Below are 14,319 nucleotides of genomic sequence, written 5' to 3'. Positions count from 1 at the left end.
CACGAAAAACAAAAAAGTCACCATCAGGTGACTTTTTCAACATTCAGTAACACGCATGTTATTTTTCGTAGCGAGCAAGCTCTGGTAATTCACCACTCAAACCTAACGCTTTACGCATAAACTCGTCTTTCACACCTGGTGCTTTATCTGCTACTAACATGCCGATGTCACGGAATAGTTTTTTCGCTGGATTTGAACCTGAAAACAGATCTTTAAACCCTTGCATCGCAGTGATCATCTTCGCCGCTTCAGCCTTACGCCAACGTTCATATTGACGTAAATGCGCCTGTTTACCAATGTCTTTATCTGCTAGCCATAATGCTTTTAGCTCTTGTGCCAAAGCCGCTGCATCAAGCAAACCAAGGTTTACTCCCTGTCCAGCCAAGGGGTGAATAGTATGTGCAGCATCACCGACTAACGCGACCCGTTCACGAACGAAATCACGCGCATAACGCATACGCAGTGGAAATGCTTGACGCTCACCTTCGACGCGACATAAACCTAAGCGATTATCAAATGCAGTCGTTAGATGCTGATTAAACAACTCATCCGACATATCACATAATTGTTTAGCTTCTTCTGGCGGTACAGACCACACAATAGAGCATAAATCAGGTTCAGATAACGGTAAAAAGGCTAACGGCCCTTGTGGCCGAAAAATTTGTCGTGCCACTTTCATGTGTGGCTCTTGGCTACGAATATTGGCCACAATGGCACTATGACCATAGTCCCAATGGGTTAATGGAATATCGAGTTGCTGACGTACCCAAGAGTTTGCCCCATCAGCACCAACAACCAACTTCGCCGTCAGATGTTTACCAGAGGCTAATGTTAGCCAGGCTTCTGATTCACCAAACGCGATGTTTTCACAGCGCTCTGGCGCTAATAAAGTCACATTACTAAGCTGCTTTACACGATCTAATAAGGCAAGCTGAATAACTCGATTTTCAACAATATGCCCCAGATCAGGCTGCGCTAATCGCTGTGCATCAAAATGGATTTGAGCAAAGCTATCTTGCTCCCATACCGTCATTTCCGAATATGGGCTCATACGACGACTTGCAATCCCTTCCCATACGCCTAAGCGACGGAAAATACGTTCACTGGCACGGCTTAATGCCGATACACGTAAATCAGGTAATGACTGCAATTGAGGATCGGGTAAATGTCCTTCAATAACGGCAACTCGAAGTTCAGTTTCAGCCAATGCTGCCGCTAACGTTAACCCCACCATTCCGCCGCCAATAATCGCGACATCAACACTTTGCATCATAGCTATCGTTCTACCTGTCCCATAGCACGACGCAATAGCGGTGCTTTTAATGTGTTTGAAAGATTCATTGTAACCAAACCGATATTTCGTCCAGCTGTCAGCAATGGATTATCATTAGCAAATAAGTTTACCAATCCTGTTGTCATCATAATGGTATTTTGACGATCAGGCATACGGCGTTCACGATAACGCCCTAACACCTCAGGTAAACCTATATCGTTACCCTGTTGACGACCTGAAACGATCTCTTCTGCAAGTGTCACTACATCTCGAATACCGAGGTTAAATCCTTGTCCTGCGATAGGATGTAATGTTTGTGCCGCATTACCAATCACAGCAAAACGATGCGATACAAGCGAGTTTGATTGACGAAGTAACAATGGATAGCATGAGCGTTTACCCGTTTGGACTAACGCACCTAAACGCCACCCAAACGCGTGTTGCAACTTGGCAAGAAATTCTGCGTCAGATAAATCCATGATCACTTGTTGTTGCTCTGGTGGTACACACCATACTAAAGAGCTTCGCCCTTGAGACATTGGCAGTAAGGCAACCGGACCATGTTCTGTAAAGCGTTCAAATGCTTGATTATAATGAGGCTCAGAGGTTGTAATATTGGCAATAATAGCAGTTTGTTCAAAATCATAGTCTGAGCGACCAAGCTTCACCAACTGACAGCAATGAGAAATAGCCCCATCAGCAGCCACCAGCAATGACGCCTGTATGCGTTCACCGTTATCAAGCTCAATAGTTGCGTTATCTACGCTGCGCTCAATTTGCTTAACACTGGCAGGACAATATAGATCAACATTTTCTAGCTGCTGCAGTTTATGATGAAAAACTTCACCAGCATCTGCAAGTTCAATCACATAACCTAGCGCATCAACCGCCTGCTCTTGTGATGAAATTCGGACCATGCCTGCATGACCACGATCTGAAACATGAATATCGTTTATCGGTGTTGCAACATCACGCAAGGCTGACCACATACCAATGTTATCCAGTAAACGGGTCGTGCCATACGATAACGCGATACTTCTTGCATCATAACCCGGATGAGTATCAAACTCAGGCATCACAGCTTCAACCACTGCAACACGTAATGAGTGACGACTCAATACATCTAATGCGATAGCAAGACTCGCTCCTGCCATTGCACCACCAGCAATTACAACATCATAGTGCTTCACTATTTATCCCTTCACAAAACAACGTTTAGTGTAACGTTGGTTTTTCCTCTGTATCTTCAGCAACCGGACGCTGACCTAATTCAGAGTGACAACTCAATACACACATACGAACATGCTCAACAACTTGTTCAAATAAGGCTGCTTGTTCTTCTATATCGTCATCTTCATCAATACCTAACTGAGCGATCTCTTGAAGATCAGCTAAAGCTTCAGTGACAGCTTCAGATAATTGGTTCTTTTGGAGATCCATCAGTCCTAAACCAGAAATAAAGCTAGTAACCCATTCCGTTAATGCATCTGCCCGCATCATTAATGGCTCATCATCATCTGGCATCAGTAATGAAAACTCAAAGCCACCACTAAACAGCTCATTAGCTGTTGTCGTAAACAAAGAGCGGATCATTATTTTAGCGCCGTCGGTTAATGGCTCACCTTCGTTGGCATAATCACTAACAGGTCCAACCCAGCTTTCATCATCAATCGCTAAACCACCGCAAATCATGCCACTTAATAAACCATGTAATTCAGCAGGTGCCGCTGCAAGCCCTTGCTCTTTTAAGGCAGATTCAACAGCTTGGTATGTAGGTAGGGTTATTTCACTCATGGTTTATTACCTTTATTTTTAGATCAAACAACGAACAAAGCGCTCTATTGTTACTTTCACATTGCTATATCCACTTGATTTAAATAATTCAAATCAAGCAAACACCAATAATTACATTTTTACTGAATTTCTAAAGCAGAAATAACAATGGGTCAGTAACCGCCTGTGTTATGCTAACACTTAAGCTCTGTTCGGCAAATCATAACGCCGAGCATAACGTTCAATAGTTAACCACCCATCAATTTGGTGTGATTAATATCTGTTTAGTTAGAAGCTATTGAGCACAAAGTGAAGTATAGCCGCTTGCATGTTGTAACCGCTTTTCCTATGATTTGGCGACAAGCAAAAGCGGAATGAATACCCATTAGGCATGGAGCAAACCGAAGATTTATGAGTACTCAGGCTGTAGAAATTCAAGTATTCGGCAGAAACATCAAAGTTAATTGCCCAACTGGTCAAGAGGATGCACTTCGTGCTGCCGCTTCTGATTTTGACCAACGCTTGAAAGATATGTCAGAGCGCACTAAAGTATCCAATGTAGAGCAACTGTTACTCTTTACAGGGCTTAACATCTGCAACGAGTTACATGCAGAGCGACTAGAACATAACGGAAGCGCTGGCGTTTTATCCAATAAGATCAGTGCACTAGAAGAAAAATTAGATAAAGCATTGCAAAATTATCCAAAGCGTTGATAATGAATTAACCCTGGGGTGTGCGTCAGTGAATGAACGTCCCCGAGCCGATAAGCAAATACCCAGGATCTGCTTTTATTAGCTATTGAGCATGCTCAGCTCGACTGAGAAGCCTACGGTTAATGTTGCCGATCCACCTTGAACGTCTGGTTCAAGGGCATTATTTCGCAACGGCACCTTGGGGAACTCCTCTGTTTTACTTCCCATTTCATTAACATATTCATACAATTTAGCAAAATCCCAACTCAAGGATTGAGCCAAATGACACCACAGCTTGTAACCCCACGACAAAAAATCAGACAACAGATCCGCATACAGCGACAACAACTTCTTCCAGAACAACAAAGGCACGCTAGCCTACAATTACTTAAACAAATTAAGCAATGCCAACAATTTCTGACGAGTCAACATATTGCGCTTTATTTGACCAATGACGGTGAAATCAGCACTCACCCCATTATCGACTGGTTATGGCAAAACGGAAAATCTGTTTATCTACCAGTGTTGCATCCTTTTAGCAAAGGACACTTGTTATTTCTTCACTACACCTCTAACACCCCTATGCGTAAAAATCGCTATCAAATTTCAGAGCCCGTTCTCGATGTGCGAGCAGTCAAACCTGTGAATGAATTAGATATTATTTGCACCCCATTGGTGGCTTTTGATAACTCCGGGCAACGCTTAGGTATGGGAGGGGGCTACTATGATCGCACTCTTAGTCAGTGGCATCAGCATAAACAAGGCCCTTACCCGCTAGGGCTAGCCCATGATTGCCAACATGTAGAACAATTACCAAGTGAACAATGGGATGTGCCGTTACCTAAAATCATTACCCCGTCAAAGATCTATTGTTGGTAACAATACAAATGCGAGCATCAAATCCCCCTATTGAAGCAATCGTTTACTTTAGTTTCAATGAAAATGGATAATCTAACTAATTGTTATAAATAACCTTATGTTTTTATTTCTTATTTTGCATTGTGATTGTTCATAATCGCACTGACGAACGATTTCCAATTCGTTATAATTAGCATCAACGCTTACTCGGCGTATTAGTCATAACGAGGAGAATGGCATGACACAAGATGAAATGAAAAAAGCAGCAGGTTGGGCAGCACTTGAATACGTACAGAAAGGAACAATTGTAGGTGTAGGTACTGGCTCTACGGTTAATCACTTCATCGATGCCTTAGCAACTCGCAAAGAAGAAATTAAAGGTGCTGTTTCAAGTTCAGTCGCTTCAACTGAACGTCTTGAACAACTAGGCATTACTGTATTTGATGCAAATGAAGTTGCTTCACTTGATATTTATGTCGATGGTGCTGATGAAATTAACGCAGACTACGACATGATTAAAGGCGGCGGTGCAGCGCTTACTCGTGAAAAAATCGTGGCTGCAATTGCGAAAAAATTTATCTGTATCGTTGATGATACCAAGCAAGTTGACGTATTGGGTCAATTCCCGCTTCCAGTTGAAGTGATCCCTATGGGGCGCTCTTTCATTGGCCGTGAGTTAGTAAAACTTGGTGGCGATCCAGCTTACCGTGAAGGCGTTGTGACTGATAACGGTAATATGATCCTTGATGTCTATAACATGAAGATCACCGATCCTAAAGCAATGGAAGATAAGATCAACGCCCTACCCGGTGTTGTAACTGTTGGTCTATTTGCTCACCGTGGCGCAGATGTATTATTGGTTGGCTCACCTGACGGTGTAAAAAAATTCGAGAAATAACATACAATGATCGCGTTTTATTCGAAATGATCAAACGCTATTGATCCCATTATAAATGTTATTTCCTTTCAAAACGGCATAGCTTATTGATTCTAATTCTAGCTTATGCCGTTTTTTATTATCTTTTTTGTAATATTCTTACCCATAGTGGCTATTTTTTGATACTTTATTAATAAGCTATTAGCAAACGTTTAACCATTTCGCTACTGTGGCTGTAAAGAAGACATTTCACCACCTGACATTTCTTTGTTTTACATTCAGTTAGCTGCGTTTTTAAGGATGAGAACCATGGCCAAAGTTTCACTCAATAAAGATAAAATTAAAATTCTATTATTAGAAGGACTACACCCTTCATCTCTAGAAGTGCTAAAACAAGCAGGTTACACCAACATTGAGTACCACAAAGGATCACTTGCTGGTGAAGAGCTACTAGAAGCGGTAAAAGATGCCCACTTCATTGGTATTCGCTCTCGTACACAATTAACACCTGAAGTTTTTGCTGCAGCGAAAAAACTTACCGCTGTTGGTTGTTTCTGTATTGGTACTAACCAAGTTGATTTAGATGAAGCTATGCGTCGCGGTATCCCCGTTTTCAACGCACCATTTTCAAATACCCGTAGTGTTGCTGAGCTTGTTTTAGGTGAACTTCTTCTTCTTTTACGTGGCATTCCAGAAAAGAACGCTAAAGCGCATCGTGGCGAATGGATAAAATCTGCAGACAACTCATTTGAAGCGCGTGGTAAAACCCTAGGTATTATCGGCTACGGTCATATTGGTACTCAACTTGGTATCTTGGCTGAAAACCTCGGAATGCGCGTTTGTTTTTACGATATTGAAAGTAAATTAACCTTAGGTAATGCAACACAAGTCGCATCGTTAAGTGAGCTTTTAAATAAATCCGATGTGATTTCACTGCACGTACCAGAAACACCAGAGACACAAAACATTATGGGTGCTGAAGAATTTGCACGCATGAAGCCAGGTTCTATCTTTATTAACGCAGCACGTGGTACCGTCGTGGATATTGATGCGCTTTGTAGTGCGTTAGAAAGCAAACATATTGCAGGCGCAGCTATCGATGTATTCCCTGTTGAACCGAAAACCAATAACGACCCATTTGAATCCCCTCTACTGCAATTTGATAACGTTATTTTGACGCCTCACATCGGAGGCTCAACCCAAGAAGCACAAGAAAACATTGGTATTGAAGTGGCAGGTAAACTAGTGAAATACTCAGATAATGGTTCAACGTTATCTGCTGTTGGCTTCCCTGAGGTATCACTCCCTGAGCACCGTGGTTGTTCTCGTCTACTCCATATTCACGAAAACCGCCCAGGTATTTTAAACCAAATCACAACAATTTTTGCTTCAGAAGGTATCAATATCGCTGCTCAGTTCTTACAAACAGGCGCTGAAATTGGTTATGTCGTCATTGATGTTGAAACTGAACGTTCAAAAGAAGCACTAGCAAAACTGAAAACAATCGAAGGTACTATTCGTGCGCGTATTCTTCACTAATTACAGCGTGAATAAATAGTAAAAAGGAGAGCATCAGCTCTCCTTTTTTATTCCATCAACTAACAGCAATTACGATTATTTGGCTAACTTGAAAATCACGTTCACACTATCAGAGATAACAATGTTATTCTCACTGTAGCTTTGGTTAACCGCTGCGGAGTCTTGCATCGCACTACCGACATAATTAGCCATTCGATACGGCATTGGACGAGAAGCCGTGTTGTAATCAATCTGCCATACACCTTCAACTTTATCACCAAAGCCTTTCGCTAAAGATGCAGCCACTTCTTTGGCATTGGTAATCGCAGCTTGGCGTGCTTCTTCTTGGTATTTCTTCTGATCTTTTACTTTCAACGTAATGTTGTTGATCTGATTAATACCATCACCTAATGCACCATCAAGGTAAGTATTAAGATTCTCTAATTTGTATACCGTTACAACCACATTACGGGTTGCTTTAAAGCCTGTGAACTCTGGTGCTTGATCTTTCGGATAACGGTACTGTGCAGAAAGAGAAATATTGGCACTATTAATATTTTTACGTTCAACACCCGCTTTGGTTAAACGCTCAATAAACTTAGTCACAGCCTGATCTGCAGCTTGCTTTGCACCTGAAGCTGTTGGTTGTGTCGCAACCACATCCACAGAGAATACTGCCATATCAGGCTTCACCACGACTTCACCGCGCCCTGTTGTTTCTAAATGAGGAAATGATAGATCAGCGGCAACAGCGCCTGTAGAGATAAGTGCACTGGTACTTAATAATATAGCTAATAGGTGTTTTTTCATTATCAATCCTCGCTAACAAAGAGTTATTTTTATTTATCGTAGTCATAAGATAAATAATCTATCAACTTTGACCCCAAAAAAATGAAATCTATCCCTTATTAGATTATTTATTTTGAACATCGTTCCTTTATGATTAATTAATGACTATTTCTATTTTCTGTAGATAAAAAAATGGAGCCAATTAGGCTCCATTTCTATTCGTTATGCTTTAAATAAATTAAGCATCAACTTTATTTAGGTGAACATCCATTTGTGGGAATGGGATTTCGATACCTTCTTTATCAAGCTCTTCTTTAATTGCTTGGTTAAGATCGAAGTATACCGCCCAGTAATCAGGCGTATTAACCCATGGACGTACCACAAAGTTCACTGAAGAGTCAGCAAGTGCAACAACACCAATTGTTGGCTCTGGATCTTTAAGAACACGCTCATCAGCAGTTACAACACGCTTAAGTACTTCTTTGGTTTTTTGAAGATCAGCGCTGTAAGAAACACCAATGACAAGATCAATACGACGTGTCGCATTACGAGAATAGTTTGTAATTGGGTTACCAATGATAGATGAGTTTGGTACGACTACTGTTTTGTTGTCAGGCGTACGTAGCTCAGTAGAGAAAATCTGGATAGATTCTACAGCACCAGACACACCGGCTACTTCTACGAAGTCGCCAGATTTGAATGGACGGAAAGCAACAATCAGAACACCTGCAGCAAAGTTCGATAGAGAGCCTTGAAGAGCAAGACCAACCGCAAGACCCGCGGCACCGATCACTGCTACCACTGAAGCAGTTTGAACGCCAATACGGCTTAGTGCAGCAATTAATACGATAACAAATAGTAGATAACGAACTAAGCCGTGAATAAATTCAACAACCGCGTTATCCATATCTTTTTTACGTAATACTTTAGCAACTGCGCCAGCAACGGCTTTTACGATCATATTGCCGACAAACAGGATTAGCAGTGCTGATACAAGATTTACTGCGTATTGGATCAAAAGATCCTGGTTATTACTCAGCCAGTTTCCAGCGTGTAACACACCATTAGTTAATGTGTTATCAGAAATTTTTTCGACAACCTTGTCTGTAACGCTCTCAGTCATTTGAAGTGCTCTCTCTTATGTTTACTTAAAATAAATCTATAGCGTAAGTCGTAGATAGCGTGATTATTCTAGGAGTTACGCCATTAGAACTGTCTTTCCGTTTGTCTATCTCATCGCGAAAAAACACACTACGGAATATTGATACCAATTATTCCTGTTTTTATTAGTAAATAGCTACTAAAAAAAATGATGTTTACATAAATTAACTTAAATATCACTAAACAACAATTTAAGTACAATCCATTATGAAATACAAAAAAAAAGCCCGCCAAAAGCGGGCTTTTCACTTTTTATATAGCTGAAGTTCGATTAAAGAACATCAACTGCGTTTAGATCAGCGAAAGCTTTTTCTAGACGCTCAACCATTGATACTTGACCTGCACGTAGCCATACGCGTGGATCGTAGTATTTCTTGTTAGGCGCTGATTCACCAGTTGGGTTACCGATTTGACCTTGTAGGTAATCGTGGTTTTCAGCTTCGTAGCGACGAATACCATCCCAACAAGCCCACTGTGTATCTGTATCGATGTTCATTTTGATAACACCGTAACCGATAGACTCTTGGATTTCAGCTTCAGAAGAACCTGAACCACCGTGGAATACGAAATCTAGAGAGTTAGTTGGAAGACCAAACTTCTCTGAAACGTATGCTTGAGAATCACGTAGGATAGTTGGAGTTAATACAACATTACCTGCTTGGTAAACACCGTGTACGTTACCGAAAGAAGCAGCGATAGTGAAACGTGGGCTAACAGCGCTTAGTTTCTCGTATGCATATGCAACGTCTTCTGGAGAAGTGTAAAGCTCAGATGCGTCCATGTGAGAGTTATCAACGCCGTCTTCTTCACCACCAGTACAACCTAGTTCGATTTCTAGTGTCATGTCCATCTTAGCCATACGCGCAAGGTACTTAGCTGAGATTTCGATGTTCTCTTCTAGCGACTCTTCAGAAAGGTCGATCATGTGAGAAGAGAATAGAGGCTTACCAGTTTGAGCGAAGAACTCTTCACCCGCGTCTAGTAGACCGTCGATCCAAGGAAGCAGTTTCTTAGCAGCGTGGTCAGTGTGAAGAATTACAGGAACACCGTAAGACTCAGCAACAGCGTGAACATATTTAGCACCAGCGATAGCGCCAAGGATTTGTGGACCTTGACCTTCTAGTTTAAGACCTTTACCGCCAAAGAATGCAGCACCGCCGTTAGAGAACTGAACGATAACTGGAGACTTAACTTTAGCTGCCGCTTCTAGTACAGCGTTAACAGAATCTGTACCGATACAGTTAACAGCTGGAAGTGCGAAGTTGTTTTCTTTAGCTACTGCGAATACTTTCTGAACGTCGTCGCCAGAAATAACACCAGGTTTTACAAAATCAAAGATCTTAGACATAACAATAGTCCTATTATTTACTTTGTTGTCTGTGGAAAAATTCTTGTGCAAACGTTTGCGATTGCTTGCTATTCTACTGAAAGTTGATAGCTATCACAAACATTTAAACGTGGAAGCAACACTCATATTTAGCGTAAATTCGGCTCCCACGCCCAAAATAATTATGCTTTAGCGCGAGACTCTAGCATTTCAACTGCTGGTAATTTCTTACCTTCAACGAACTCAAGGAACGCACCGCCACCTGTTGAGATGTAAGATACTTTATCTTTGATGCCGTACTTATCGATAGCCGCTAGTGTGTCACCACCACCCGCTACAGAGAAACCTGCAGACTCTGCGATTGCATTCGCAACAACTTCGGTACCTTTACCAAATTGCTCGATTTCGAATACGCCTACAGGGCCATTCCAAAGAATCGTTTTCGCATTCATGATGATGTCAGCAAGCGCTTGTGCTGAATCAGGACCTAGGTCAAGAACCATGTCGTCAGCTGCGATGTCTGATGCTGATTTAACTGTTGCTTCAGCGGTGTCAGAGAACTCTTTAGCACATACAACATCCGTTGCTACTGGGATGTCAGTGCTTGCCATTAGCGCTTTAGCCGTTGGGATTAGGTCAGCTTCGTATAGAGACTTACCTACATCGTTGCCTTCAGCCGCGATGAATGTGTTAGCAATACCACCACCAACAACAATTTGGTCAGCAATTTTAGATAGTGACTCAAGTACAGTTAGCTTAGTTGATACTTTTGAACCACCAACAATAGCAACCATTGGACGCGCTGGGTTGTCCATTGCTTTGCCTAATGCTTCTAGCTCGCCTGCTAGTAAAGGGCCAGCACATGCAACTGGTGCAAACATACCCACACCGTAAGTTGATGCTTGTGCACGGTGAGCGGTACCAAATGCATCCATCACGAATACGTCACAAAGTGCAGCGTATTGCTTAGATAGTTCGTCTTCGTTTTTCTTCTCGCCCTTGTTGAAACGTACGTTCTCAAGAACAACAAGCTCGCCTGCATTTAGCTCAAGACCATTTAGGTAATCTTTTGCTAATTTAACGTCACAATCTAGTGCGTCGTTTAAGTAGTTAACTACAGGCTGTAGAGAGAATTCTTCTGCGTATTCGCCTTCCGTTGGACGACCTAGGTGAGAAGTAACCATTACTTTAGCGCCTGCTTCTAGGCAACGCTTAATTGTAGGTAGAGATGCAATGATACGTGCATCTGAAGTTACTTTACCGTCTTTTACTGGCACATTTAGGTCAGCACGAATAAATACACGCTTACCAGCTAGATCCAGATCAGTCATCTTGATTACAGACATGTTTTGTCCTCTCAAACATTATTAAAAATAAAAGTTCATAAAATTGACAGCCTGTCGTCATTAATGTTCCAACGCCAAGCCCAGTAATTCTTACTATTTTACTTTTCAGCATCCGTATTTTCGGTTGCATGCATTGCTAACGCTGTATCCAACATACGATTAGCAAAGCCCCATTCATTGTCACACCACACCAACAATTTAATTAAATGCTGGTTGCTTACCCTAGTTTGGCTGCCATCAACGATTGCACTATGGGGATCGTGATTAAAGTCAATCGACACTAAAGGCGCTTCTGTGTAATCCACAATACCACTTAATGTACAACGAGACGTATTTTTTAATGATTGATTTACGTCATTAACTTTCACATTTGTTTTAACTGTGACACTCAAATCCATAGCAGTGACATTTATTGTGGGCACTCTCACAGAAATCGCTTCAAATTTGTCGGAAAACTTCGGAAATATACGACCAATTCCAAGGTGTAGCTTAGTATCAACAGGAATAATTGACTGACTTGCTGCGCGCGTTCGGCGTAAATCAGGATGATAAGCATCAATGACTTGTTGATCATTCATAGCGGAATGAATGGTCGTAATAGTGCCTGATTCAATACCAAACTGATCATCTAAGATTTTAATAATGGGGACAATACAGTTGGTCGTACATGAACCATTGGAAACAATGCGGTGCTGAGATGTTAATTGTTGATGATTAACACCATAGATAACGGTGCAATCAATATCTTTGCTAGCAGGATGGGAAAATAATACTTTTTTAGCGCCTGATGCGATATGCGCTAAACCGTCATCACGAGAACCAAACTTACCGGTACAATCTAAAACAATATCGACATCAAGATCATGCCAAGGCAATAATTTTAGATCAGGTTGGTGGAGGATACGAATTTGATCTTGGCGACCATTTTTATGGGCAATAAGAAGATGCTCCTGATCATGACTGACAGGATTTTTGAAACGCCCATGGCTAGAATCGTATTGAAGTAGATGAGCCATTGCTTCCAGCTCTGCTAATTCGTTAACAGCCACGACGTTAATCTGATGATGTTTGTCGCTTTCATACAATGCGCGAAGCACACTGCGACCAATGCGACCGAATCCATTTATTGCGACTTTTAGTGTCATATCCGTGCTACAAAAATACTAAGCTGCGTTAGTGTATACCAAGCTAGATACAGAATCACCATAATTGTGACATCTCTCACCAAGCAGACTTAATCTCTAATAGAACCAAATAGATAGTCTCACCACTCATCAATATTTTCGCGTATATCCTCTACTTTAACCTTAAAATATCACTGATTTATAGGCTTAAAACAGCGAAAAATCACGTATTAAAAAGTCACTATTTGTTCATTCAGCGTCTTTTTCTACGCATTAATAAACGGCGTTTAAGATTAGGATTGGCATTAACAAACCTTCACTTTTTTACATATAGCTAATAGATAAATGAAAAAAAGTTCATATTAAGCAATTCCAAAGAGGTGGTTATGTCGAAAGTAAAAGTCATTATTGGCGCAGTATTTTTCACCGTCGTACTTTACTTTTTGTCTGTTTATTGGTCATTTGAACCAGATACATTTAATCCAGACAGTTATGCGGCAGAGCAAGCCAAGCTCAATCAACAAACTTTAACGACTGGGTATGAGACCACCACAACGCTGATTCATATTTCAGAATTACTGATTAATAAGCAAGGTGGGTTCCTTACTAACGATAAATTACCACCCAGCTTATTAATGGATAACATGCCAGCATGGGAAACGGGGGTATTAACGCAAGTACGAGATATGGCACTGGTACTAAAAGATAATCTTAGCCGTCCTCAAAATGAAAGCCATGTCGATTCAGATTTAAAAGAAGCCCAACCCGCGCTCAATATCAATAGCCATAGCTGGAACTTTCCAAGTGCCGAGTCTGAATATCAAAATGCAATTGACGCCCTTACTCGATACCGTGACCGCCTTTCGGCATCTCGCCATCCAGCACAATTTTATTCACGGGATGATAATTTAGTGGCTTGGCTTGAAGTAGTACAAAAACGCTTAGGCACTATTTCACAAGACCTTGGCTCATCTGTGGGTGAGCCACAGTTAATAATGGATAGCAAAACAGAAGGTAAGGAAGTTTCACTCAATGCGCCGAAAACAAGCTGGTTCAAAATTGATAATGTTTTTTACGAATCACGAGGCTCTACTTGGGCCATATTGCTGCTAATGAAAGCAATGAAACATGATTTTGAACCACTGCTAGAAGAAGAAAAAGCAACGGTCATGATTAATCAGATAATTCGTGAGCTTGAAGCAACCCAAGAAACGATTTGGAGTCCAATGATTTTAAATGGTATGGGATTTGGTTTATTGCCTAACCACTCTTTGATCATGGCAAATTACGTGTCTCGCGCTCAAGCAGGTACCGTTGATCTCATCAATCTGCTAGAAAAAAGATAATAAATTCTTGTCATATTATAGATACCGCAATCTATAACTAAATCCACCAGCATACGAAGCGGACTTTATAGCCTATAAAATATTGCTTGTACTCAGGTATATAAAGTCTGTTTATCGTTATTTTTAATAAAAGAAACTTTATATAGTCAATTTGTGATTACATTTTTGAGTTAAAAAAGGCCACAGTGTAAACATTTAAGATAAATATAATTATTTATCAGTACATTAGATGAA

Annotated in this window: 13 protein-coding genes and 1 other RNA gene; 6 read left to right on the top strand and 8 right to left on the bottom strand. The window is 41.1% G+C overall.

From position 1 onward, the window contains the following. Positions 1–58: 58 nt before the first annotated feature. The 3 genes from C9J45_RS09275 to C9J45_RS09265 are packed head-to-tail and all read right to left on the bottom strand — an operon-like array spanning position 59 to position 3,067. Positions 59–1,273: an FAD-dependent 2-octaprenylphenol hydroxylase gene (locus C9J45_RS09275; protein WP_199187041.1), complete on the bottom strand. Its 1,215-nt coding sequence runs from the start codon at positions 1,271–1,273 to the stop codon at positions 59–61. Positions 1,274–1,275: 2 nt separating this feature from the next. Next, complete coding sequence (gene ubiH / locus C9J45_RS09270) at positions 1,276–2,463, bottom strand: 2-octaprenyl-6-methoxyphenyl hydroxylase (protein ID WP_107206611.1); 1,188 nt, start codon at positions 2,461–2,463, stop codon at positions 1,276–1,278. A 25-nt stretch (positions 2,464–2,488) separates the two neighbouring features. After that, complete coding sequence (locus C9J45_RS09265; RefSeq protein WP_107206610.1) at positions 2,489–3,067, bottom strand: YecA family protein; 579 nt, start codon at positions 3,065–3,067, stop codon at positions 2,489–2,491. A 390-nt stretch (positions 3,068–3,457) separates the two neighbouring features. Between C9J45_RS09265 and zapA the strand changes: the two genes are divergently transcribed. From zapA to serA, 5 genes are all read left to right on the top strand, one after another. Further along, positions 3,458–3,760, top strand: coding sequence for a cell division protein ZapA (zapA, locus tag C9J45_RS09260; protein WP_107206609.1), 303 nt, complete (start codon positions 3,458–3,460; stop codon positions 3,758–3,760). A gap of 7 nt (positions 3,761–3,767) precedes the next feature. Next, positions 3,768–3,949, top strand: a non-coding RNA gene (gene ssrS, locus C9J45_RS09255) — 6S RNA. Positions 3,950–4,021: 72 nt separating this feature from the next. Further along, positions 4,022–4,618, top strand: a complete 597-nt coding sequence (locus C9J45_RS09250) for a 5-formyltetrahydrofolate cyclo-ligase (protein WP_107206608.1) — start codon at positions 4,022–4,024, stop codon at positions 4,616–4,618. A 217-nt stretch (positions 4,619–4,835) separates the two neighbouring features. After that, entirely contained in the window at positions 4,836–5,495 is a 660-nt protein-coding gene (gene rpiA, locus C9J45_RS09245; protein ID WP_005371376.1) for a ribose-5-phosphate isomerase RpiA, read from the top strand. A 288-nt stretch (positions 5,496–5,783) separates the two neighbouring features. Beyond that, positions 5,784–7,013, top strand: a complete 1,230-nt coding sequence (serA, locus tag C9J45_RS09240) for a phosphoglycerate dehydrogenase (RefSeq protein ID WP_107206607.1) — start codon at positions 5,784–5,786, stop codon at positions 7,011–7,013. A gap of 75 nt (positions 7,014–7,088) precedes the next feature. On the opposite strand, the gene C9J45_RS09235 is transcribed toward serA, so the two are convergent. The 5 genes from C9J45_RS09235 to epd all read right to left on the bottom strand — a co-directional run bounded on the left by C9J45_RS09235 (position 7,089) and on the right by epd (position 12,760). Further along, on the bottom strand, positions 7,089–7,802 hold the full coding sequence (locus C9J45_RS09235) for an oxidative stress defense protein (protein WP_107206606.1): 714 nt from the start codon (positions 7,800–7,802) through the stop codon (positions 7,089–7,091). Positions 7,803–8,019: 217 nt separating this feature from the next. Further along, a complete protein-coding gene (gene mscS / locus C9J45_RS09230; RefSeq protein WP_107206605.1) occupies positions 8,020–8,904 on the bottom strand; it encodes a small-conductance mechanosensitive channel MscS in 885 nt (294 codons plus the stop codon). 309 nt (positions 8,905–9,213) lie between these two features. Further along, entirely contained in the window at positions 9,214–10,290 is a 1,077-nt protein-coding gene (fbaA, locus tag C9J45_RS09225) for a class II fructose-bisphosphate aldolase (RefSeq protein WP_105060950.1), read from the bottom strand. Between the two features lie 161 nt (positions 10,291–10,451). Then, complete coding sequence (locus C9J45_RS09220; protein WP_107206604.1) at positions 10,452–11,615, bottom strand: phosphoglycerate kinase; 1,164 nt, start codon at positions 11,613–11,615, stop codon at positions 10,452–10,454. A 98-nt stretch (positions 11,616–11,713) separates the two neighbouring features. Then, positions 11,714–12,760, bottom strand: coding sequence for an erythrose-4-phosphate dehydrogenase (epd, locus tag C9J45_RS09215; protein ID WP_107246368.1), 1,047 nt, complete (start codon positions 12,758–12,760; stop codon positions 11,714–11,716). A 365-nt stretch (positions 12,761–13,125) separates the two neighbouring features. Here epd and C9J45_RS09210 point away from each other — a divergent pair, with 365 nt between their 5' ends. After that, positions 13,126–14,085, top strand: coding sequence for a DUF2333 family protein (locus C9J45_RS09210; protein ID WP_107206602.1), 960 nt, complete (start codon positions 13,126–13,128; stop codon positions 14,083–14,085). Positions 14,086–14,319 lie beyond the last annotated feature (234 nt).

It is taken from the genome of Photobacterium sp. GB-1, from assembly GCF_003026165.1.
GTDB lineage: Bacteria > Pseudomonadota > Gammaproteobacteria > Enterobacterales > Vibrionaceae > Photobacterium.
Note: the sequence above shows the minus strand (reverse complement) of the source record. Positions and strands in the feature narration are given on the sequence as shown.